Origin of the sequence: Bacillus cereus group sp. RP37 (assembly GCF_040459695.1) — a bacterium.
In the GTDB taxonomy this organism is placed as follows: domain Bacteria; phylum Bacillota; class Bacilli; order Bacillales; family Bacillaceae_G; genus Bacillus_A.
In genome coordinates this window covers 722,279-743,829 of the sequence record NZ_JARVHP010000001.1, presented here as the reverse complement: position 1 = coordinate 743,829, position 21,551 = coordinate 722,279, and the positions used below count along the sequence as shown (strand labels likewise).

The window sequence follows — 21,551 nt, the reverse complement described above, 5'->3', positions numbered from 1 at the left end:
TCAAGTAGCGATTTGTCACATTATCGTCAATATATACGTGCTAATTGGAGCGAGCCTCAGTTCCTTTCCTCTAAATGAAGAAATTGGCTCTATTTTCGCTTGCTTTTCGTTTACTAACACATGCCACGTTTCTTCTTTCGGAAGTTGCACCGTTTTAGCTTCTAAATCGCTATTAAATAAAACGACAATCTCTTTCCATGGTCCAAATGATTCTGCATGTTGTAGGTGATATGCAAGTACTTCTGAAGATGTTTGCAAAAAAGTCATGTGCTTTTTTATAAGTTCTACGTTTTGTAATCGGAATGCTCCGTGCTCTTTGCGAATCGCAATTAAACCTTTTATATAGTTAACGGTCTCTATCTCTTTCTCTTTTTGATCCCAATCTAATTGATTAATTTCATCATTTGCATTATAACTATTTTCATTTCCTTGCTTCGTACGATAAAACTCTTGCCCAGCATGTAAGAAAGGAATCCCTTGCGACAGAATCACCATTGCGCTCGCTAGAAGGTGACGTTTTTTCAAAATCTCTTCTGGCTCTTCATTACTACGCATTAGTTTATCCCACATCGTCATATTGTCATGACATTCTACATAGTTAATGCTTTGCACAGGCTCTAAAAACAAACCTGTTTCTTTCATACTCAAAAGGCTTCCTGATGCTATATACTGCAAATGATTACAGTCTACATGCCCACCAAGTGCAAACCCACGTTTATTTATATGAAAGGTACTCCCTTTTATCCCATCACGAAATTGATCATTAAATTGCGCGATATGCGGCATTTTTTTTGCATTATTTAACGTTGCTTTTTCCTCTAGAGGAAGTGGGGTTTGTAGATCCCATCCTTCTCCTAATAACAATGCATCTCGCTTTATGTTTCGCACTTCTTTTTCTATTATATTCAATGTATCAACATCTAAAATTCCCATTAAATCGAATCGGAATCCATCAACATTGTATTCAGTAAGCCAATATAAAATAGACTCTACAATGAATTTCCTCATCATTTTCCGTTCAGATGCTATATCATTGCCGACTCCCGTCCCATTAGAAGGCATACCATCTTCACCATGACGAAAATAATATCCTGGGACAAGCTTTTCAAATGATGATAGCTCTCTTTCATAAACATGATTATATACAACATCTATAATCACCCTTATGCCGTGCTCATGAAATGTTTCAATCAGTTGCTTACACTCTACTATCCTGTTATATGGGTCAGAGGGGTTTGTAGCATAAAATCCTGTTGGTGCATTGTAATATAATGGATTGTAACCCCAATTATATGCAGAGGAAGGATTCGCCTCATCTACACCACCGAAACAATATAAAGGTAATAATTCAACATGTGTAACACCTAAATCTTTTATATGAGACAAGCCTGTTAACGTCCCATTTTGCCCTGTTGTCCCTTCTTCCATTAGCCCTTTATATGTTCCTTTTTTACTCGCTCCACTGTTTGGATGAATAGTGGCATCACGAATATGCAGTTCATACAATATGACATCTGTCATTGCCTGCAATGGTGGTAATTGCTCTTGCTTTGTTACATTCGTCTTTTCCAAATCGATAACAACGCCGTACTTCCCATCTACAGTCACTGACTTTGCGTAAGGATCCACTGCTTCATTCCATATTAAATTAATACAAACAAGAAATGTATATCGAGCTCCATCGTGATCCCCTTGTAATGTATGGGCCCAAACGCCATTCTCTCCTCTATACATTTCATGATCGGTATATTCTTTATCACTTTTATAAATCCTTACTTTCGCAAGCCTCGCAGTTGGAGCCCATACTTTAAATGTCGTTGCCTCTTTTTGATACACAGCACCTAAATCTGTACCTTCGTAATAATACTTTTCATCGAAAATCGCTGTTCTTATGACAGCACCTATTTGTAAATCTGTTTCTTCATTCCGTTCATCTCGTACTGTATAATACTTCCCCACATCTAGCGGCTCTTTTATAAAACACTCATACTTCGTTGCATCCGGAAGCGCAATCGTATGAGAAATCGGTAAATCTTTCACGTTACTTCCTTCTTGCAAACGAAATGTCCGACTTGTTCCATACGCATGTGGGAGCAAAATTGTAATTTTATTCATTTCATCTAAATAGGCATCAAATGGACGTTTTACTTTCAACATAAAAAAATCACCATCATTCTCAAAGTTAAAATAAAGTGAACCTTTAATTAGTGGTTATTTTGTTCATCCCACTGATTATTGCCCCCAACAATCGGGCAGTTATCTCCCCACCTAATTTCCTCGCATTCGCCGAATTTTGAGGTAGAGTCTGACTGTCCGCAAATAGCGGGATGAAACGAGCTACAAATGATAAGGCTTTTCTGATCAGTAAGACTCTATACAGTAACTCCATTATTCTCTATAGTATATTCACCTGTATAAAAAACGTTTTCATACATTCTATTTTTGTAATTTTATTTCAGCAATCGCTTTATACTTCGGTGTCTCCTTCACGTGAGATTCGTATAAAGTAATCGTATCCGCTTGAAATGATATTTCAGGTACTTCCTTTATATGTTCTAAATCAAACTTTTCTTCTCCTACCCATTTACGAGCAACAGTAATATGCGGATGATACGGGCGTGTTTCTAAAGAAAATCCATTTCCTTCACACATATTGTGTACTTGCTTTTGCAATTGAAACAAATCTTGATTCTCGCTTACCTTCGACCAAAAAATACGCGGCCTGTCTTCCATACCGAACGTTGCAAATCCTTGTAATGTAAACGATAGTTCTTTCGTTTCTATAAGTGTTTGTAATCCATTCTTTATTCCTTCTAATTGTTCCTCTGTCGCACTCCCTAAAAATGAAAGGGTAATATGATAGTCTTCTTTATGTACCCATGAACGAAATGGCAATTCCTCTTTCATTTCCTCTTTATAGTTAGACAGCACTTCTTTTATATGATTTGGTAACGTAATCGCGACAAAATAATGCGGCTCCATCTACATTTTCTCCTTCTTTCTATTGTTGCTTTTCTTTCTTATCTCATTCAGGTAAAAAGAAGCCGCCCTCCAAAATAGAGAGCGGTCATTATTTATATATCCATTACTTCGCTAATTCATGAATTGCTTGCGCGTAAATTGCTGTTGCTTTTAATAAGTCTTCAATTTCAATGTACTCGTCTTTTTGATGCGCAAGTTCTTCTTTTCCAGGGAACAACGGACCAAACGCAACGCCAGCTTTCAATGAACGAGCGTAAGTACCGCCGCCAATTGCTAATAGCTCTGCTTTTTCTCCTGTTTGTTCTTCATATACGCGTTGCAACGTACGAATTAATACGTGATCTTTATCAACGTGATGCGGGCGAGAGTTTGAATAATCTGCCACTTCAAATCCATGAGTACCAACGTATTCTTTTAACTTTGCAATCGTTTCTTCAAAGTTAGTCGTAACTGGATAACGTACATTTAATCCTAAATTGCCACCATTTTCTTTCGTATAAGAAAGGCGACCAACATTTACTGTTAATGGTCCGCTAATATCGTCTTTATAAGAAATACCAGCTTTCTCTCCTAAAATATCTCCTGTAAATGTTTCTGTTACAAACGATGCAAACGAAGCCCCTTTTCCATCAAGAGCAACTTTCGTTAAAACGTTTGCCAGTAATAAACCGGCATTCTCGCCCTTCTCCGGAGTAGATCCGTGAGCTGAAATCCCTTTGATTTGCAACGTCACCGTATTACCTTCTACAATTGCTTCACCTATTTTTTTAGCAGTTTGTAAATACTCTTCATATGCTACTGTAAGAGCATTTACATCTTCTCCTGTAATAATCGCTTCTGCAAAATCAGGAACCATATTTAAACGGCGACCTGATTCAAATGAAACAAGTTCATATGTACCTTTCTTCTCTTCACTACCATTTTGCACAACTTGTATATCAGAAATTCCTTTTTCTGCATTAATAATCGGAAAGTCCGCGTCTGGCGCAAAACCAATTGTTGGCATTTCTTCGTTTTTAAAGTAGTGATCTACACATTTCCAATTGCTTTCCTCATCTGTTCCTAAAATCATACGAACGCGCTTTGAAAGAGGTAAACCTAATTCTTTCACAATTTTCATCGCATAATAAGCTGCCATCGTTGGGCCTTTATCGTCAATTGCACCACGTGCAAAAATCTTTCCATCGCGAATATCCGCGCTATATGCCGGAGTCGTCCAGCCATCTCCTTCTGGTACAACATCAACGTGACAAAGAATACCTACTAATTCTTCTCCTTGTCCCATTTCAAGATGACCTGCATACCCCTCTAAATTTTTAGAAGCAAAACCTTCAGCTTCTCCTTTATGTAACATGAAAGATAAAGCTTTTTCTACACCTTCACCGAATGGTGCGCCCTCTTTCGCCGATTCTTCTTCCCATACACTTTTAATTTGTAAAAATTGTTGTGTATCACGAATTAAATCATCTTTTCGTTTTGCAACTTCTTCTGTCCAATTAATCGCTGACATCACGCATCCATCCTTCACTATATTGTTTCTTTCATCATAACAAACCGAAATCTCTTATGCCATACACGAAACTCAAATACCGAACAATTGTAATATTTCAGATATTTCTCATTAGTTTTTCTTTTATTTTCCCAAAAAAATTTGCAGGAATTTGGCGTTTTACGTAGAATTTTATGTGTTAGTTGACTGACCATATATATAATGTCAACTACCAATATTTTTCTATATGAATCTTTGTTAAACTTTTGTAAAATTTAAGTAGATTAAAGCATGAATTTTATCATGTAGAGTACAATGGTAGTAACGACCTTCTTTCCTGAATGGGGTCAAAAAAACTAGTAGAGGAGTGGTTTTCTCTTGAAACCTACAACTACTCGTATGCTAACACGCATTAAATCAATTTATATGTACATCAATGAAAACGGAACGGTAACGACGAAAGACCTTGTAGATGAGTTCGGGATCACACCGCGAACGATACAACGTGATCTAAATGTGTTGCAGTTTAATGAACTCGTGTATAGCCCTTGCCGCGGTAAGTGGACAACAACAGGAAAGAAAGTGAGAATGACCTCATAACGAAAAATAATTGTATGTAAATAAATACATACCCCTTTCTAACTCATTAGAAAGGGGTCTTTTCTGCGCCTAAAAACAGCACTATTTCTCAGTATCTACTTGATATGTTCTTAACATTTCTACTTCTTCATCTGATAGCTCTCGGTATTGTCCAAGTTCTAGCTCTTCATCTAATACTAACGGTCCCATCTCTGTTCTCTTTAGGTAGACTACTTTTTTCCCTACCGCTTCAAACATACGCTTCACTTGATGGAACTTTCCTTCTGTAATGACAAGCTCGATTTCAGAAATATCATCGCTTTTTAATATTGTGAGTGCCCCTGGCTTTGTTTCATAGCCATCATCTAAAATAACACCTTTAGCAAACTCTTCTACATCCTCTTCTGTTACTACTCCTGCAACGTGTGCATAATATTTTTTCGGCACATGCTTTTTCGGAGATAACAATTGATGTGATAACTTCCCGTCGTTTGTTATTAATAAGAAACCTTCTGTATCAATATCAAGTCTTCCAACTGGGAACGGATCAAAGATTGCATCTTCTAATTCTAATAAATCTATTACCGTTTCATGGTTATCATCTTCTGTCGCTGAAATAACGCCTTGTGGTTTATGCATCATTAAGTAAACAAACTCTTTATATTCCACAACTTCACCGTGAATCATAACTTCTTGTTCTTCTACATTTACATGAACCTTTGCATCTTTCACTGGCGTTCCATCAATTTTCACAACGCCGTCTTTCAATAATTTCTTTACTTCTTTTCTACTTCCATATCCCATATTCGCTAATAATTTATCTAATCTCACGTTTTTCACCTTCTTTATTTATCATAGAAAAGGGGACGTAATTACGCCCCTTTTGATTTCAACTTTATTTTGAATCTACTGCCAAGTTTACGTTGAATTTTCTCTAATGCTTCTCCGCCAAATACTCTTTCAAGTACTCCTGTGCGAATCGCTAACAATCCGTAAACAAGACCACCAATACCTGCACAAACCACAACTGTAATAAGAGCACCAATTCGGCCATCAGGCGAAATCATGAAGGATAGAATCCATTGTGATAACTTTACAGCAACGACCATTACAAGTGTTAATACTGCAATTTGGAAAGTTCTCTTATATACAACACCAAATGAATAGTGTGCATGTTTTTTAATTTGTCTATTCGTATACCATACGGAAGCTAAGAAGCCGACTGCTGTTGCTAAAATCGCTCCAACTGTACCGAAATAACGAATAAAGATTACGTTACATACAAATTTCAAAATAACACCCATGATAAGCGCGATAATCGCATGCTTCTGTTGGTTAATCCCTTGCAAAATTGCTGCTGTTACTGTAAATAAAGCGAATAACAACGCAACCGGTGCATACCACATTAATACTTGTCCACCTAATGGATCTGAGTCGTAAAACGCAGTATAAATTGGATATGCAAGTGTTGAAATACCGACAACTGCTGGCAATGTTAAGAACATATTTGCCTGGAATGTTTGTGTAATTTGTAACTTTAAATAACGATATTGTTTTTCAGTAAATGATTTTGTAATTGCTGGTACAAGCGTTAAACTAAACGCTGTCGCAAGCGATACAGGAATCATAATTAATTTATGCGTCCACATTGTGAAAATACCAAGCGCACGTTCTGCGATATCACCTTGGCCAATCGCCTGCATAATTGAGTTAAATGTCAATGTATCAATTTGTTGATATAAAGGAATCGTTAACCCAATTACAACGTAAGGAATCGCATATGCAAATAATTCTTTAAATAGTTGAACGGTACTCACTGTCGATTCTGGTGCGGTTTGTTCAATTAAATATTGATCCAAATGTTTTTTCCGTTTTAACCAGTACCAAATGAGTACACCGAGCGCTCCAACTGCCGAAACGAACGCAGCAAATGTCGCTACCCCAACTGCTGTTGCAACTGTACCGCCAAGTACTTTAATAACGATAAAACTACCCGCTAATAAAAAGACGATACGAATAATTTGCTCAATAATTTGCGAAACAGTAGTGGGCCCCATTGATTGGTGACCTTGGAAATAACCACGAATTAAACTCGCTGCTGGTACAACAATAAGAGCAAAACTTACAAGACGAATAATCGTCGTAACTTCTTCTACATTACTGTGTATACTTTGTTTACCAAGCATTGCTTCTGCAAACAGTGGCGCCGTCATGTATAGAACTAGGAACGAAAGAACTCCTGTTACTATCATCATAACCATTCCCGAGCGGAACATTCTCCGGCTCGTTTTATAATCGCCAAGCGCATTATATTTGGAAACAAATTTTGAAACAGCAAGCGGCACCCCTGCCGTTGCGATACTTAAAAAGATCGTATATGGAATGTATCCATATGTATAGAGCGTTCCGCCTTCTGTACCTACTAATGCATGAAACGGAAAGACGTAAATCATGCCTAAGAACTTTACTAAAAATGTCCCTAACGTAACAATAAGCGTTCCGCGCAGAAATTTCGAATCGGACATACAAAAATCCTCCTACATCTACATAAAGTGAAACTATAATTAATTGAACTATTCGAGTATTTACGGGCTGCCAAACTCCCTTTTTATTTCTCTTACATCTTAAGGTTTTAGTTTTATTGCCCACAAATAGCAGGATAGTACTGAACTCTAACTTTTGTATTGTACCACAATTCTCCCTGTAAGCAGTACTTCACTCTATTTTTCTTTTAAGGGAAAACATGCTATTCTTTTAGGCAGGAAATGTAGAAAATGAGGTCGATATATTATGCATTATGATGTTATTGTCATCGGCGGCGGGCCTTCTGGGCTAATGGCTGCAATCGGTGCTGCAGAAGAAGGCGCAAATGTCTTACTTCTTGATAAAGGAAACAAATTAGGGCGTAAACTTGCGATTTCTGGTGGCGGTCGCTGTAACGTAACGAACCGTCTACCACTTGATGAGATCGTTAAACATATACCAGGAAATGGCCGCTTTTTATACAGCGCTTTTTCTATTTTCAATAATGAAGATATTATTACATTCTTCGAAAATCTCGGTGTAAAACTGAAAGAAGAAGACCATGGCCGTATGTTCCCTGTATCAAATAAAGCACAATCGGTAGTAGACGCACTTTTAACACGATTAAAAGACTTAGGTGTAAAAATTCGTACGAATACACCTGTTGAAACGATTGAATATGAGAACGGGCAAACGCAGGCAGTAGTACTGCAAACTGGCGAAGTACTCGAAACAAATCACGTCGTTATCGCTGTTGGCGGAAAATCTGTTCCTCAAACCGGCTCTACTGGAGACGGATATGCTTGGGCTGAAAAAGCTGGGCATACCATTACAGAACTATTCCCAACAGAAGTACCAATCCTTTCAAACGAACCATTTATTCGTGACCGCTCCTTACAAGGCCTTGCTTTACGAGATGTAAACTTAAGCGTATTAAACCCGAAAGGAAAAGTTATCATTTCTCATAAAATGGACATGCTCTTCACTCATTTCGGCCTATCTGGTCCTGCTGCTCTTCGTTGTAGCCAATTCGTTGTGAAAGCACTGAAAAAGTTTAAAACGAATACAGTTCAAATGAGTATTGATGCATTGCCAGAAGAAAATAGTGAACAACTATTCCAGCGCATGCTGAAACAAATGAAGGAAGATCCGAAAAAAGGAATTAAAAACGTGCTAAAAGGTTATGTTCCTGAACGTTACTTCCTATTCTTATTAGAAAAAAATGAAATTGACGGTAGTGAACAAGCTGGACAAGTTTCTCACGAGAAGATTCGTGCACTTGTGAAAGACTTTAAAGAGTTTACTGTAAATGTAAATGGTACGCAGTCAATTGAAAAAGCATTTGTTACTGGCGGCGGTGTATCCGTTAAAGAAATTAATCCGAAAGAAATGTCTTCTAAATTCACGAACGGCGTATATTTCTGCGGAGAAGTTCTTGATATTCACGGTTATACTGGCGGCTATAACATTACATCTGCTCTTGTTACTGGTAGAATTGCCGGAACAACAGCTGGAGAAAATGCAAAAATGCAGTATTAAAAAAGAAACAGGGCTTCCTGTTTCTTTTTTTATAGGTACATGAAATTATATAAGTGCTTTTGCAAGATATATCGGCGATCCAGCAAGAGATATCGACTTACCAACAAAGAACGACAAATATCCCCTCCTCTCACCCTCCCATTTCTTTTTTGTTGCTTTATATACCTTAGTACCTTTATATTTTATATTGTTGAACAATTGAAAAAGGGTAAGGGGAAAACAAATGAGAAAAAAAGTCATGATGTCTTTAATGCTAATGACGTTTCTTTCTGCGGTAGAAGGAACGATTGTTAGTACAGCGATCCCTCGTATAACGAGTGATTTGTCAGGCGTCGAACTTGTTAGTTGGGTATATGCAATTTATATGCTTGCAACAGCTGTTTCGACTCCAATATACGGAAAATTGGCTGATTTATTTGGCCGTAAAAAAGTTTTGCTCATTGGAGCAGCAATCTTCTTAATCGGTTCTGCACTTTGCGGAGTCGTTACATCAATGGAACAATTAATCTTCTTCCGTGCTCTTCAAGGTATAGGCGCTGGTGCTGTTATGCCGATCACAATGACGATTATTGGAGACCTATATAGCGAAGCGAAAGACCGCGCGAAAGCACAGGGCTGGATGAGTGCCGTTTGGGGTGTATCTGGTGTTATCGGGCCGTTAGTAGGTGGATTTTTAGTTGATTCTCTATCTTGGCGTTATATTTTCTTCTTAAACGTTCCATTCGGAATTATCGCTTGCTTAATGATTGCCATTTACTACAAAGAATCTATTAAGCCTGCTAAGCATCATATCGACTATCTTGGTGCAACAGTCTTCTCATTAAGTACGATCGCTCTACTATACGCACTATTAACAGGTAGCAGTAAGCAAAACTGGGGAGACATTACAATTATCGGTCTATTAATCTTTGCCGTCGTTTCATTCATTCTTTTCTTATTCATCGAGAAAAAATCTCCGGAACCATTAATTCCGTTAGCACTTTTCTCTAATCGTACATTATCTACGATAAACATACTAACTCTCATTGCCGGTGCCATGATTATTAGTATTACGGTATACCTTCCAATCTGGAGCCAAGGTGTATTAGGAAAAAACGCGACAGAAGCCGGACTCATTTTAATGCCGATTCCTGTTATGTGGACATTCGGTGCAATGTTCTCTGGTAACTTAGTTGGCAAATTAAAAACGAAACAAATTATTTTACTTGGAGCTAGCATTTTATCAGTCGCTACGTTCTTATTATTTACATTATCAACACATTCACCATCGTTTCTTATTTATGTAGCAGTCGGATTATTCGGCTTAGGAATGGGGCTTGTGACACCGATTTACATGGTAACAATTCAAGCAGCCGTACCAGCTCATACACGCGGAACAGCCGTTGGTTTAAACACATTTATTAATACATTTAGTCAAACATTAGGTGCTGCAATATTCGGCACAATCTTCAATACGATGATTCACGCACGTGGTATTAAAAACCTTGATCTTGTATCTGGTGGCGGACACGGAGGAACTACAGCAAACGTAGTAACCGAATCGCAAGAAGCGTTAGCAGCAAGTGTTCACGTCATTTATATGAGTACTTTCGTATTAGCAGTATTTACATTAATTATCGCTTGGCTTTTATTAAAGCCAGCTACACAAACAAGTGAGCAATAAAAAAGAGGATGACCAAAATGGTCATCCTCTTTTTACTCTTCATTCTCCACAATATGTTTCAGCATGGACAATTTATTATCCCAAAAACGCTCATAATACGAGAGCCACTGTTGTAATTCCTCTAGTGGTTCTGGATGCAAACGATATATCTTCTCTCTTCCACTTTTTCTTCCACTTACTAAATTTGCTTCTGAAAGAATATGAAGGTGCTTTACAACCGCAGTACGACTCATCGGAAAATGATCCGTTATTTTTGAAATCGGTAACTCTTTGTCACTTAATAACCGTATTACTTCTCGGCGGGTTGGATCAGCAATTGCTTGAAATACATCATATTTCGCTGCTGAAGAGGACACTTAACCTTCGACAACCTTTTTCAGTTTTTCATTTACAATCGCTACCCATCCACCGCTCATTCTATCGCGAATAATAGAGCTCTTCGCATTCGCTTTCGGAAGAATTTCATCAGGATGTTTCCAGCCGCCGTGAATTAATGTAAATTCTGTTTTATTATCTCCTAGATCTTTCAGATTAAATGAAACAACCCAGCCATCTGTATCCCATGAGAAAGATAGATGATTTGGCTCATCAATTTCTAACACTTTACATGGTGATGGCCCAAATGGTGATTGCACATGAAATTCATGCCCTACCTCTAATACAAAATCATTTGGCATAAACCATGAGGCAATCCCTTCTGCAGTTGATACTACATTCCATACTTTTTGAATAGACGCGTTGAAAACGATCGTTTGTTTAATATCAGTTAATGTATTTTGTTGTTCCATTTTCATTCTGCTACTAAAAATATAGACAAATGAATATTCTTAGAGTATTCCTGCTTCTACGTGCCCTGCCTCGCTAATCACTTGCTACTACAGTTTGCTGTGACACTCCACAGGCGTAAATTCCGATGTAGCCCACCGTACATATATACAATCTATTTACGTTAGTATTGTATATTTTTTTGCTTGTAAAAGGTTGATTGACGCATTTAAATCTCTATCTATTACATTGCCACATTCACATGTATATACTCGGTCAGACAGCTTTAAATCCGACTTTTTTTGACCGCAACATGAACATATTTTAGAAGATGGATAGAATCTGTCCGCTTGCCGTAGTTCAATTCCATATTCCCTACATTTCGTTGATAACAATGTTTTAAAAGCATAAAAACATTGTTGTGCTACAGCTTTAGATAGATGTTTGTTCTTCATCATACCTTTCACATTCAAATCTTCTACTGTAATAAACGTTGGCTTGGTTTTCACCACATCATTTACAATAGACTTTACATACTCTATTCGAATATTCGCTAATCGAGCATGCAACTTTTGCACTCTAAGAACATTTTTATCTATATTCACTCTTTTATTAGTAACAGATTTTTCACCTCTCTTTTTTAGATTTTCAAATTTACGTGCTAAAGAGCGTTGTTCACGTTTTAACCGTTTTTCTATCTTTTTTACTTTTATTGTTTTGTTGATGTTTTCATGAACGATACCATCGCTACGTGTAGCAAAATCCTTCACTCCTAAATCAATCCCTAGACCTATTTTATTGAGTGCTAACTTTGTTGCCATTTCTTCCAATTCACAAAGTACAGATACAAAATATCTTCCTGCTCTTTGATATACTGTGCCACTTTTTACAGTTGCATTTTTAGGGATATATCCATACTCTTTTAACCTTACCCAACCAATTGTAGGGACTTTTACTCTATGTCTTTCTACTGTCCAATCTGTTTTGTTGTTTTTCGGAAAGTAGCACTTCACATCTTGCTTCCTCTTTTTTTATATCGTGGAAACTGAGATAAACCTTTAAAAAATCGCTTAAAAGCTTTATCTCCATTCATAATCGCTTGTTTTACCGCTTTGCTCGACACTTCTTTAATCCACTGATCACACTCTTTTGTATGAATGTTGTTTAGCCATTTGGAAAAGTCATAGCCACTAAGAAATTTCCCCTCCGACTCATATGCCTCTTTATTTTTAGAGATATACAGGTTATATACATATCGACAGACCCCAATAGTTTGATGGATTTTACTAACTTGTTCAGTTGTCGGTTTGATTTCTATTAAATATGCTCTTTTCATAGGTCTTCATCTTCCGAGATTTTCTTTTTGTATTTTCTCAACCCATATATTCTACAGCTAAATACATGAATGATAGATATTAAATCCTGAACAAGTTCTTCTTGAGGAGATAATTTTTCATTGTTAACAATCATAATTTCCACTCCCATTTTACGAAGAAACTCTTCAAACCAATCATATCCAAAACGTACAAATCTATCTTTGTGTGCAATGATGATCGTCGAAATATTTCTTTCCATACAACTGTCAATCAGCTTATTACACTGTTTTCTTTTGTAGTTTAATCCGCTACCAATATCTTTGATAACTTCATCTACAATCATTCCTCGTGCATTTGCAAATGTTTTTAAAAACTCAACCTGATTTTCTAAATCATCTTTCTGACCTGAATTTGATACTCTTGTGTAAATAACTACTTTGCCTACTTTTGTCTATGTTTTTGTTTACTGTTTCTTTCTCCTTTATTCGGCGCTCAAATATAACACCTTTTGGTTATATTTAGATGATATAACACCTTTTAGTTTCATGTCAACGCTAATTCTTTTTTACTGTTGAGAAATCCTCAACATTTTTTCAACAGGACAAACACCCTCTCAGCATTCCTTCATAATATACTCACAAAGGCAACAAAAAATAAAAACTTCTCTTAACATGAAACCCCATCATTCATCTTGAAAGAAGAGCCTTGCTTATATCATGCGTATTTCGTCTCTCCTCCTTCCCTCAAGGGACACTACGCGGGATATGAAAAATCAGAAGGAATATGCCCACCATTTGAGTAGGTAGTTATTTCTCTTCTCCTCAACATTTCCTTAGGAGCGAAATGACTACCGACTCACTTTTTTCAAACAAAAATAAAAAGGGGATGAAAGCTATGTTCTATTGCATTAACTGTTCTGACATTCACCATGAAAAACATCCGAATGATAAAGTATTCAAAAACGGTTTTTATATCGATCCATTTTTAGGTGATCGCTATCACCTTGGTATGTGTACAGATGCCCAAAACCATGAAACAGGGGAGCCTCTTTTAACGACAAAGAAATTAGGTACACCCCAATCTATTATGAACGTATTACCGACACATGTTGTCCCAACATAAAGCATAAAAAAGAGCTGGCTCACCCAGCTCTTTTTTATGCTTTATAAACGATCATTGCTGAAAAACAATAAATTTGGTTTTCGTCATCGTTAATGGAAACACCAACTTGGTACTTAATATCTACAAAGTTACTATCATCAATCTTTTTCAAAAAAACATTTACAGCGTCTTCTAAGTCTTTTTCATGACTTTCATCAAACACTTTTACACGAATCATGTTAACACCATCCTAGATCGCAGCCCTCCGCCGCTTGATTATTGCCACGGTGCGTATCTATGATGCGATAAAATTTTCCGTCTTCATATATATATCCGTCTTCTAACACATATTGTTTACCTTCAGTATAGACATAAAACTTACCTATCATAAATTTACTCGTATATAATTCCAAACAATCTGGTCTAAATTTAGCTACCACTTTATTTGTAATATCAATTTTTATTGTGCGCCCCACCTTCTCTCCCTCCTTTGCAAAGAACGGATTTAGGTATATTGTATTAGCGATTTTACATTTTATGCTTAAAAATAAGTGGATATGCCTTCTTTCTTCGCCTGTACTATTTTTCTAAAAAACCATCAATAAGAAAAAGTAAAAAAATATAAAAAAAGAGTTTTTACTTATTGACTCAAATATTAATATTATGGTATTATATAAAATTTGACATTTTTACAAACTTGTGATATCATTAAAAGTGGTTACCACATATGGAGGTGGATGATTTGTTTCAAATTGGTGATAAAATCGTTTATCCAATGAACGGCGCAGGGGTCATCGAAGCCATTGAAGAGAAAGAAATATTAGGAACAACACGTCAATATTGTGTGATACGTATCATTAGTAAAGATATGCAAGTAATGCTTCCTATGGATCAACTAAAAAAATCAGGTATTCGTTATATCGTAGATAAATGTACGTTAGATGATATACTTATTGACTTTCAAAACGGGGAATCAGATACATCACTTTCCTGGAAACAAAGATATACAATGAATATGGAAAAAATGAAAAACGGCAATCTGCAAGATAGTGCAGAAGTTGTTCGGGATTTACTTCGCCGTAATAAAGAAAGAGCATTAAATGCGAGCGAAAAACAAATGCTAGATAATGCACGAAAAATGATGATTAGCGAAGTTGCACTCGTACAAAATGTTTCTGAACATCAAGCGACAGAATTTCTTCAAGATACAATTAATCATTAATTTTAAAATAGCTGGCCGCTATTTTTTTTTGCAAAAAGGACAAAGAGATCGAACTCTTTGTCCTTTTTATTACCCACGCCCAGCTTGAAATGATGGATATAACGTCATTCCGCCATCTGCAAATAGCGTAATTCCAGTTACATAGCTCGCCTCTGACGAAGCAAGCCAAGTTGCTACTGCTGCAATTTCTTCTGGTTTTCCAATGTAACCCATCGGTATCATACTTTCTACGTCAGCACGTTTTTTAGGGTCAGCAAACTTTTCTGCATTGATCGGCGTATTTATTGCACCTGGCCCAATATTATTTACTCGAATACCTTTCGGTGCGTATTCTAACGCTAACGTTTCTGTCATCAGTTTAATGCCACCCTTACTTGCTGCATAGTGCACAAATAATGGCCACGGAATCTTTTCATGAACGCTAGACATATTAATGACAGATCCTTTAATATCGTTTTCCACAAAATATTTAATCGCTTCACGGCTTCCTAAAAAAGCACCTGTTAAATTTGTATGAATTACTTTATTCCAATCCTCTAGCGGCATTTCATGAGATGGTACCGCGTTTTCTATTCCCGCATTATTAATCATAACGTCGAGCGTACCAAACTCTCTTACAGCAGATTGAATGAGATTCGCAACATCCGATTCACTCGTGACATCTCCTTTTACAGCAATCGCTTCTCCGCCTACCTTTTTAATTTCTTCTAGTACATCATGCGCTTCAGACTCTCGGGAGCGATAGTTAATAACCACTTTCGCTTTCTCCTTAGCAAACCTTACTCCCATCGCTCTTCCAAGACCAGTTGCTGATCCTGTAATAACGACGACTTTTCCTTCTAAATCACTATACATTTCAATACCCCCTTTAGCTTTTCGCAACACCTAACATAATTCCAGCTGCGATAATAAAAACGATACCGGCAACAATCCCCGTCAATTGGCGTTTCGTTTTCTTTTCACCTAATATAACAATCCCGCCAAGCGTCGAAATAATAATCCCCATTTGCGATAATGAAAAACTTGTTGCGACTCCGACACGCGGCTGCGAAATGAATAAAAACATATTTCCAGCTGCCCAAATTAATCCTGGAATAATATTTCGTATCGCATATTTATTAAATGGATGATGTTTAAACGTAAGTAAAATGCCCCCTAATACCATACCAACTGCTTGTGGTAATAAAGCCGACCAACCATCTACGTTAAATAGCCTAATCACTACTACGTAAACTAAATAACCGACTGTTGAAATTAATAAAATGATAATGCCTCTTTTAAAATTCCCTGCTTGCTCTGCATTCTTTTCTTCTTCACTTTGAAGCGATGTTAAAATAACACCGATAATAATACAAACGAGCGCCAACACGCCAAGAACGACTGATATTGTCGTAGACCACTCATGAAATACGATGACTCCAAATAAAGTCGTCGCAACTAATTGAAGTCCTGTCGAAATCGGCATCGTCCTCGAAACACCCATTAAATCAATACTTTTTAATTGATTCGCCTGACCAAGCGCCCAAAATAAACCTGACACAATTCCAACTCCAATAACAGTAGGAGTTAGTACTGGCTTCACAAAAATATAAACAACAATCGAGAAAATAAGTGCGCCAAGCGTCGTACCGAGCGTTTGACTATACGGTCCTCCGCCCAGTTTCACGTTAAATAACACAATACTTCCCCAAAATATAGCCGGTAAAATCGCTAAAAGTATATCCATCGCTCATTACCTTTCTCTACAAAATGTCATTAATTACCGCTCTACACCATGAGAGTGTGCTTTCATTTTTTCCTTCGCTCGTGCGCAAACCTTTTCTACGATTGCACTAGAGACATTTTTTTCTCGTTCCACCTTCTTTATTTTTATATGATCTAAATGATCTTCCAAAGTAAGTGTAACTTTATCATTCGGCGGATTATGCGCCCCTTGAAATGTAAGAAATTGTAGCGTCACTTCAAATCTAGGAACGAACTCATCTTTTTTGCCGAGACGCTTTATATTTATAACTGAATCACATTCATATTGATCTTCTGTCACTTGTCTAACAACTGAATAGTACCTATTCGATAATGCACTCTCTAAAAGTTGTTCTCTTGATTCTTTCGCGAAAGAATCACTTGGAGAAGAGAAAAAGGCCGCACATAGCATTGTGATAACTACACATATTTTTTTCATAGTTCCCTCCTTGTTCTATAGACTAGTGTTCTCAAAACTGCCATAAAAAAACGACTTTCCCTATGTAGGAAAGTCGTTTTAAGGAATCCAATATTAACCACCACTCACTGGCGGGATTAGTGCAACAACATCACCAGATTGAATCGTGTCATCTTCATTAGCGTATTCTTCATTAATCGCAACCATAATTGGTTCTGTCACTGCTACATTATATTCTTTCGCGACAACATTTTTTAACTCTGCAACCGTAATATTTTCTTTCTCTATTTGTAATTCACTTGTTCCTGCTTCCTCTTGCAAGTGCGCAAATAACAATACTCGAATCATACTTATAGCTCCTTCCCAGGCTCTCCAGCCGGATATGGCGTTTTTTCTAATTGATCACCAATCCAAGAGTCTCCATCTTCCCAAAACTCTTTTTTCCAAATCGGAACAATTTGTTTTATGCGTTCCATAATATATTCATTCGCCTCATAAGCCGCTTTACGATGCGGCGTTGAAACAGCAACAACAACCGCTATATCAGAAATCTGCAGTGTACCGATGCGATGTGTAATTGCAACGTGTGTACCTGGCCATTTTTCTTTCACTTCTAAGCCGATTTTCTGTAGCATCTTTTCTGCCATCGTTTTATAAGCGACATATTCTAAATATAATGTACGACGCCCTTTCGTAAACTCTCTAACCGTTCCAATAAATGTTGTAACAGCACCGCATTCACGGCGAATTACTTTCTTCGCTACCTCTTCAATCGAGATTTCTGTATCAATTACTTCATAATACGTATTTGTCATTTTGTACTCCTTACCGTTTGTAAAAACCAGTCTATATACAACTCTTCTTCTGTTATATGAAATACTTTATATTCTTCTCGTAAGTTCGCCGGAGCATCATGCCACGTAATAACCGCTACTATATTTTCTACTTTATGTAAAAGTTCAACGTCTTCTTCAGAACGAAGTAACACGACTTTCGGATAGCTCTCTTTTTTATAGCCCTCAATTAAGATTGTATCCACTTCAAAAAACTCATATAAGCGAATAATTTCTTGCAAAGGCCATTCCTCTCTTAATGACGAAAGTGAAAGTAACCCAGCGCCTTCTACGCTACTGACAACAGCACCAGCTTGGCGGTGCCTTTCACTATCTTTTTGCGCTACTTCTGGAAAACCTCCGTGTCCGTGATGTTTAATGGTAGCAACTTTCATTTTTCGTTCAGCTAATGCATACACAACTTTCTCAACAAGTGTTGTTTTCCCGCTATTTTGATACCCTACTATTTGTAAGATTGAAGGGGCTTTGCCCATGGCCAATCACATCCCTCGGCGTGCTCTAACAATAATACAGACACTTTCATCCCTGCCTCAAATCCTCTCGTTCCTCCAGGCAACACAATAAAAGCATTTGCATCCGCGAGTGAAGATACCGCACTCGATTTATCTAAACCGACCGGCATTGCTTGTAATGCCCCTTCCGCGATTGTCACCTTTGCTCTTACAAAACGAGTGAACGGATTTGGCTTTGGAAAATCTTTTTGTAAAATAGCATCAGCTCTATATACGTGAGGCTCCTTCGCATACAAATATGTCTTTATAACCGGATGCACAAATAACTCAAAGCCTACGTAGCAAGCTGATGGATTTCCTGATAAACCGAAAAGTAACTTTCCATCAACTTCAGCTACTGTCGTTACACTTCCTGGTCTCATCGCTATTTTATTAAAGAGTACATTCGCCTGTAATCTCTCATAAATAGCCGGCAAATAGTCATAATCTCCTACCGACACACCGCCTGTTGTAATTAAAATATCAACTTCATTCATCGCCGATTGAACAGCTGTAAAACATGCATCTAACTCGTCGGCAAGTTGGCCATAATAACGAACTTTTCCTCCGGCTTTCATAATTTGAGCCGCAATCATATAAGAGTTGCTATTTCTAATTTTCCCCGGCTCTAACGACTCATGTACTTCTAACAATTCACTTCCTGTCGTCACAATACCCACAACAGGCTGTTTCACAACTTTCACAGCACTATATCCAAACGTCGCTAATAAGGCCGCAACACCTGGATTGATTGCAACACCTTTCTTAACGAGAACTTGATTTTGTTTTATATCTTCTCCTTTAAATGACACATTGTCACCACTATTAAAAGGACGCTTTAACTTCATATATGCTTTTCCGTTCTTCTCAAAACCTTCCGTCAGCTCTAGCATTACGACTGCATTACAATCATCTGGAATAGCTGCTCCCGTCATAATACGAACTGCTTTAAAAGGGCCTACTTCATCTAAAAAAACAGATCCCGCCCCGATTTCTCCTATCACTTCAAACTCAATCGAATTCTCTTGATTTGCTTCTTTCGTATCTTCTGCTCGAATTGCGAAACCATCGTAAGGAGAACGATCAAAATGAGGAACGTCATGATCAGAGACAACATCCTCCCCAAGAATTCTCCCATAACTTTCCGTAATAGAAATCTCTTCTATTTCACCATTCTTCGCATATTCCATTACCCTCTCTACTGCCTCGGCAACTTGAATCGGAATTCGTTTTTCTACCATCGTTTCTCACCTCATATTTGCAATTTTTTTTATCTCGATTAAACTTTATATATTAAATAGAAATTACTTCAAGGAGGAATTCCATGTCTTCATTCACACACTTTAATGACCAAGGACACGCGAAGATGGTTGATATAAGCGACAAAAAAGCAACCGTTCGAACAGCAATTGCGTGCTCTAGCATTGTCGTTACAAAAGAAATTTACGATAAAATCTCTCACAATGAAATCGGGAAAGGTGACGTATTAGCAGTTGCGCAAATCGCAGGTATTATGGCTGCGAAACGCACTTCTGATATTATCCCAATGTGCCATCCTTTATTATTAAAAGGTGTTGACGTTTCTTTCGATTGGAAACAATCCGAAGAACAATATCGATTACTTATTGAAGTAAAAGTTAAAACAGAAGGTAGCACCGGTGTTGAAATGGAAGCTTTAACTGCTGCTTCCGCTACCGCTCTTACCGTGTACGATATGTGTAAAGCTGTTGATAAAGGTATGATTATTGGCGAAACGTACTTACTTGAAAAAACAGGTGGAAAAAGTGGAGATTATACGAGAAAGTCTTAACCTTCTCTCTGTTGAACCTAAAGGGTTTCTCTTTAGGTTCAACCTATATATCTTGCATATAAACGTTTTGCTACATTTATATCATTCGTCCCATGAATAAACGCCCTGCCATCTGTAAATAAAACAAAACGAAATTCCTCTACGAGAAATGATAATAAATACGGAGTAGCTTTTACATCCACACTTCTTTGTAAGCGCTTGTTAATTTCCTCTAAATTAAATTCATTCCGCACACCTGGACGAATTTGTACTGTATTTCGGCCACATAACACTTCTGTTTTCGTTTGTGCTTCAAATGTTAAACTCGGATATGTACGTAATCTTCCGCAAGATAAACACGTGTCTTTTTTCTGCCTATTTACTTTAAATGCCATCTGTTGATTATTCCAAAGATCAAACGATAACATCGTTTCGCGAAGCGCTCCATAGTCTTCTACTAATATTTTCAGCGCTTCCGTTATTTGATGCGCAACTACTAATTGCACTGCCGGCTGTATAATACCGGCCGTATCACATGTTGCCCCGCTCGCCGGATGCTCCATTAAACAGCGGAAACACGGTGTTTTTCCTGGTAAAATTGTATACGTTACTCCGTAGCTTCCGACACAACCACCATATATCCACGGAATATTATACTTTTGTGAAATATCATTAATAAGAAGACGCGTTTCAAAATTATCTGTCGCATCTAATATTAAATCTACATCATTCACTAGCTCTTCCATTTCTTGCACTGTTACATCAGTCACAACCGGATTTATTTCCACCTCAGAATTAATCGCTTGTAAATGTTCTGCCGCTGCTACCGCCTTCGGTTTATACTGCTTTGCATCTTCTTCTGTATATAATTGTTGCCTTTGTAAATTGCTCCATTCTACATAATCACGATCCGCAATTGTTATTTTTCCAACACCTGCTCTAACAATCGCCTCTGCATTCGCTGCACCGAGAGCACCAGCGCCGATAATAAGCACATGCTTCTCTCTAATTTTTCTCTGTCCCTCTTCTCCAACACCAGAAAATAATATTTGTCTTGAATATCGCTCCTGCATACGA

At 37.5% G+C, this 21,551-nt stretch carries 23 protein-coding genes and 2 pseudogenes; 6 read left to right on the top strand and 19 right to left on the bottom strand.

The window, feature by feature from the left end:
- Window positions 1-15 precede the first annotated feature (15 nt).
- From pulA to pepV, 3 genes are all read right to left on the bottom strand, one after another.
- The gene (pulA, locus tag QCI44_RS03895) at window positions 16-2,157 is read right to left on the bottom strand and encodes a type I pullulanase (RefSeq protein WP_353811007.1); all 2,142 of its coding nucleotides are present in this window, start codon (window positions 2,155-2,157) and stop codon (window positions 16-18) included.
- Window positions 2,158-2,436: 279 nt separating this feature from the next.
- A complete protein-coding gene (gene thpR / locus QCI44_RS03890) occupies window positions 2,437-2,982 on the bottom strand; it encodes an RNA 2',3'-cyclic phosphodiesterase (RefSeq protein ID WP_016135483.1) in 546 nt (181 codons plus the stop codon).
- A gap of 103 nt (window positions 2,983-3,085) precedes the next feature.
- Window positions 3,086-4,492, bottom strand: a complete 1,407-nt coding sequence (gene pepV / locus QCI44_RS03885) for a dipeptidase PepV (RefSeq protein WP_016085900.1) — start codon at window positions 4,490-4,492, stop codon at window positions 3,086-3,088.
- Between the two features lie 357 nt (window positions 4,493-4,849).
- On the opposite strand from pepV, the gene QCI44_RS03880 reads away from it, so the two are divergent.
- Window positions 4,850-5,071, top strand: coding sequence for a DeoR family transcriptional regulator (locus QCI44_RS03880; RefSeq protein WP_000805512.1), 222 nt, complete (start codon window positions 4,850-4,852; stop codon window positions 5,069-5,071).
- Between the two features lie 81 nt (window positions 5,072-5,152).
- Here QCI44_RS03880 and QCI44_RS03875 read toward each other — a convergent pair whose 3' ends face one another.
- Together QCI44_RS03875 and QCI44_RS03870 are read right to left on the bottom strand one after the other, a co-directional pair.
- Window positions 5,153-5,881: a pseudouridine synthase gene (locus tag QCI44_RS03875; RefSeq protein ID WP_016085899.1), complete on the bottom strand. Its 729-nt coding sequence runs from the start codon at window positions 5,879-5,881 to the stop codon at window positions 5,153-5,155.
- 41 nt (window positions 5,882-5,922) lie between these two features.
- Window positions 5,923-7,575, bottom strand: a complete 1,653-nt coding sequence (locus tag QCI44_RS03870) for a putative polysaccharide biosynthesis protein (RefSeq protein WP_016085898.1) — start codon at window positions 7,573-7,575, stop codon at window positions 5,923-5,925.
- A 265-nt stretch (window positions 7,576-7,840) separates the two neighbouring features.
- Here QCI44_RS03870 and QCI44_RS03865 point away from each other — a divergent pair, with 265 nt between their 5' ends.
- Window positions 7,841-9,112 (top strand): BaiN/RdsA family NAD(P)/FAD-dependent oxidoreductase, encoded by a 1,272-nt coding sequence (locus tag QCI44_RS03865; RefSeq protein WP_016085897.1) that lies wholly within the window; start codon window positions 7,841-7,843, stop codon window positions 9,110-9,112.
- Between the two features lie 223 nt (window positions 9,113-9,335).
- Window positions 9,336-10,775, top strand: a complete 1,440-nt coding sequence (locus QCI44_RS03860; protein ID WP_016135484.1) for an MDR family MFS transporter — start codon at window positions 9,336-9,338, stop codon at window positions 10,773-10,775.
- A 32-nt stretch (window positions 10,776-10,807) separates the two neighbouring features.
- Here QCI44_RS03860 and QCI44_RS03855 read toward each other — a convergent pair whose 3' ends face one another.
- The 4 genes and pseudogenes from QCI44_RS03855 to QCI44_RS03840 all read right to left on the bottom strand — a co-directional run.
- Window positions 10,808-11,131 (bottom strand): ArsR/SmtB family transcription factor, encoded by a 324-nt coding sequence (locus QCI44_RS03855; RefSeq protein ID WP_000098837.1) that lies wholly within the window; start codon window positions 11,129-11,131, stop codon window positions 10,808-10,810.
- On the bottom strand, window positions 11,132-11,563 hold the full coding sequence (locus QCI44_RS03850; protein WP_000437776.1) for an SRPBCC family protein: 432 nt from the start codon (window positions 11,561-11,563) through the stop codon (window positions 11,132-11,134).
- Window positions 11,564-11,719: 156 nt separating this feature from the next.
- Window positions 11,720-12,876, bottom strand: a pseudogene (locus tag QCI44_RS03845) (RNA-guided endonuclease InsQ/TnpB family protein).
- A pseudogene (locus tag QCI44_RS03840) lies at window positions 12,873-13,295 on the bottom strand (IS607 family transposase); the annotation flags it as partial. The pseudogenes QCI44_RS03845 and QCI44_RS03840, both read right to left, overlap by 4 nt.
- A gap of 455 nt (window positions 13,296-13,750) precedes the next feature.
- Here QCI44_RS03840 and QCI44_RS03835 point away from each other — a divergent pair.
- Window positions 13,751-13,978 carry a DUF3973 domain-containing protein gene (locus QCI44_RS03835; protein ID WP_033659785.1) on the top strand — a complete coding sequence of 76 codons (228 nt, stop codon included), beginning with the start codon at window positions 13,751-13,753 and terminating at the stop codon, window positions 13,976-13,978.
- Between the two features lie 34 nt (window positions 13,979-14,012).
- On the opposite strand, the gene QCI44_RS03830 is transcribed toward QCI44_RS03835, so the two are convergent.
- Both QCI44_RS03830 and QCI44_RS03825 read right to left on the bottom strand, forming a co-directional pair.
- Window positions 14,013-14,195, bottom strand: a complete 183-nt coding sequence (locus QCI44_RS03830) for a sporulation protein Cse60 (RefSeq protein WP_000621751.1) — start codon at window positions 14,193-14,195, stop codon at window positions 14,013-14,015.
- Window position 14,196: 1 nt separating this feature from the next.
- On the bottom strand, window positions 14,197-14,433 hold the full coding sequence (locus QCI44_RS03825) for a DUF2553 family protein (RefSeq protein ID WP_000533797.1): 237 nt from the start codon (window positions 14,431-14,433) through the stop codon (window positions 14,197-14,199).
- A gap of 251 nt (window positions 14,434-14,684) precedes the next feature.
- On the opposite strand from QCI44_RS03825, the gene QCI44_RS03820 reads away from it, so the two are divergent.
- Window positions 14,685-15,179: a CarD family transcriptional regulator gene (locus QCI44_RS03820; RefSeq protein ID WP_080117830.1), complete on the top strand. Its 495-nt coding sequence runs from the start codon at window positions 14,685-14,687 to the stop codon at window positions 15,177-15,179.
- 69 nt (window positions 15,180-15,248) lie between these two features.
- On the opposite strand, the gene QCI44_RS03815 is transcribed toward QCI44_RS03820, so the two are convergent.
- The 7 genes from QCI44_RS03815 to moeA all read right to left on the bottom strand — a co-directional run bounded on the left by QCI44_RS03815 (window position 15,249) and on the right by moeA (window position 19,926).
- A complete protein-coding gene (locus tag QCI44_RS03815) occupies window positions 15,249-16,034 on the bottom strand; it encodes a glucose 1-dehydrogenase (protein ID WP_016136872.1) in 786 nt (261 codons plus the stop codon).
- 13 nt (window positions 16,035-16,047) lie between these two features.
- Window positions 16,048-16,905, bottom strand: a complete 858-nt coding sequence (gene glcU, locus QCI44_RS03810) for a glucose uptake protein GlcU (protein WP_016085890.1) — start codon at window positions 16,903-16,905, stop codon at window positions 16,048-16,050.
- Between the two features lie 33 nt (window positions 16,906-16,938).
- Window positions 16,939-17,361: a DUF3888 domain-containing protein gene (locus QCI44_RS03805; RefSeq protein WP_016085889.1), complete on the bottom strand. Its 423-nt coding sequence runs from the start codon at window positions 17,359-17,361 to the stop codon at window positions 16,939-16,941.
- A gap of 93 nt (window positions 17,362-17,454) precedes the next feature.
- Window positions 17,455-17,688, bottom strand: coding sequence for a molybdopterin converting factor subunit 1 (gene moaD, locus QCI44_RS03800; RefSeq protein ID WP_016085888.1), 234 nt, complete (start codon window positions 17,686-17,688; stop codon window positions 17,455-17,457).
- Between the two features lie 2 nt (window positions 17,689-17,690).
- A complete protein-coding gene (gene moaE, locus QCI44_RS03795; protein ID WP_016085887.1) occupies window positions 17,691-18,155 on the bottom strand; it encodes a molybdopterin synthase catalytic subunit MoaE in 465 nt (154 codons plus the stop codon).
- Window positions 18,152-18,667: a molybdopterin-guanine dinucleotide biosynthesis protein B gene (gene mobB / locus QCI44_RS03790; RefSeq protein ID WP_033659786.1), complete on the bottom strand. Its 516-nt coding sequence runs from the start codon at window positions 18,665-18,667 to the stop codon at window positions 18,152-18,154. The genes moaE and mobB overlap by 4 nt, the downstream gene beginning before the upstream one ends.
- Window positions 18,637-19,926, bottom strand: a complete 1,290-nt coding sequence (gene moeA / locus QCI44_RS03785; RefSeq protein ID WP_016085885.1) for a molybdopterin molybdotransferase MoeA — start codon at window positions 19,924-19,926, stop codon at window positions 18,637-18,639. Before moeA ends, mobB begins: the two co-directional genes overlap by 31 nt.
- Before the next feature lie 83 nt (window positions 19,927-20,009).
- Here moeA and moaC point away from each other — a divergent pair, with 83 nt between their 5' ends.
- The gene (gene moaC, locus QCI44_RS03780) at window positions 20,010-20,495 is read left to right on the top strand and encodes a cyclic pyranopterin monophosphate synthase MoaC (protein WP_088084437.1); all 486 of its coding nucleotides are present in this window, start codon (window positions 20,010-20,012) and stop codon (window positions 20,493-20,495) included.
- Window positions 20,496-20,533: 38 nt separating this feature from the next.
- Here the strand turns inward: moaC and QCI44_RS03775 are convergent, their stop codons facing one another.
- A complete protein-coding gene (locus tag QCI44_RS03775; RefSeq protein WP_016085883.1) occupies window positions 20,534-21,547 on the bottom strand; it encodes a molybdopterin-synthase adenylyltransferase MoeB in 1,014 nt (337 codons plus the stop codon).
- Window positions 21,548-21,551 lie beyond the last annotated feature (4 nt).

Excerpts from the sequence above, each read along its gene's own strand:
- pulA (WP_353811007.1), bottom strand. The coding sequence starts at position 2,157 with ATGTTGAAAGTAAAACGTCCATTTGATGCCTATTTAGATGAAATGAAT.
- thpR (WP_016135483.1), bottom strand. The coding sequence starts at position 2,982 with ATGGAGCCGCATTATTTTGTCGCGATTACGTTACCAAATCATATAAAA.
- pepV (WP_016085900.1), bottom strand. The coding sequence starts at position 4,492 with ATGTCAGCGATTAATTGGACAGAAGAAGTTGCAAAACGAAAAGATGAT.
- QCI44_RS03870 (WP_016085898.1), bottom strand. The coding sequence starts at position 7,575 with ATGTCCGATTCGAAATTTCTGCGCGGAACGCTTATTGTTACGTTAGGG.
- QCI44_RS03865 (WP_016085897.1), top strand. The coding sequence starts at position 7,841 with ATGCATTATGATGTTATTGTCATCGGCGGCGGGCCTTCTGGGCTAATG.
- QCI44_RS03860 (WP_016135484.1), top strand. The coding sequence starts at position 9,336 with ATGAGAAAAAAAGTCATGATGTCTTTAATGCTAATGACGTTTCTTTCT.
- QCI44_RS03850 (WP_000437776.1), bottom strand. The coding sequence starts at position 11,563 with ATGGAACAACAAAATACATTAACTGATATTAAACAAACGATCGTTTTC.
- QCI44_RS03835 (WP_033659785.1), top strand. The coding sequence starts at position 13,751 with ATGTTCTATTGCATTAACTGTTCTGACATTCACCATGAAAAACATCCG.
- QCI44_RS03830 (WP_000621751.1), bottom strand. The coding sequence starts at position 14,195 with ATGATTCGTGTAAAAGTGTTTGATGAAAGTCATGAAAAAGACTTAGAA.
- QCI44_RS03820 (WP_080117830.1), top strand. The coding sequence starts at position 14,685 with ATGGAGGTGGATGATTTGTTTCAAATTGGTGATAAAATCGTTTATCCA.
- QCI44_RS03815 (WP_016136872.1), bottom strand. The coding sequence starts at position 16,034 with ATGTATAGTGATTTAGAAGGAAAAGTCGTCGTTATTACAGGATCAGCA.
- glcU (WP_016085890.1), bottom strand. The coding sequence starts at position 16,905 with ATGGATATACTTTTAGCGATTTTACCGGCTATATTTTGGGGAAGTATT.
- QCI44_RS03805 (WP_016085889.1), bottom strand. The coding sequence starts at position 17,361 with ATGAAAAAAATATGTGTAGTTATCACAATGCTATGTGCGGCCTTTTTC.
- moaD (WP_016085888.1), bottom strand. The coding sequence starts at position 17,688 with ATGATTCGAGTATTGTTATTTGCGCACTTGCAAGAGGAAGCAGGAACA.
- moaE (WP_016085887.1), bottom strand. The coding sequence starts at position 18,155 with ATGACAAATACGTATTATGAAGTAATTGATACAGAAATCTCGATTGAA.
- mobB (WP_033659786.1), bottom strand. The coding sequence starts at position 18,667 with ATGGGCAAAGCCCCTTCAATCTTACAAATAGTAGGGTATCAAAATAGC.
- moeA (WP_016085885.1), bottom strand. The coding sequence starts at position 19,926 with ATGGTAGAAAAACGAATTCCGATTCAAGTTGCCGAGGCAGTAGAGAGG.
- moaC (WP_088084437.1), top strand. The coding sequence starts at position 20,010 with ATGTCTTCATTCACACACTTTAATGACCAAGGACACGCGAAGATGGTT.
- QCI44_RS03775 (WP_016085883.1), bottom strand. The coding sequence starts at position 21,547 with ATGCAGGAGCGATATTCAAGACAAATATTATTTTCTGGTGTTGGAGAA.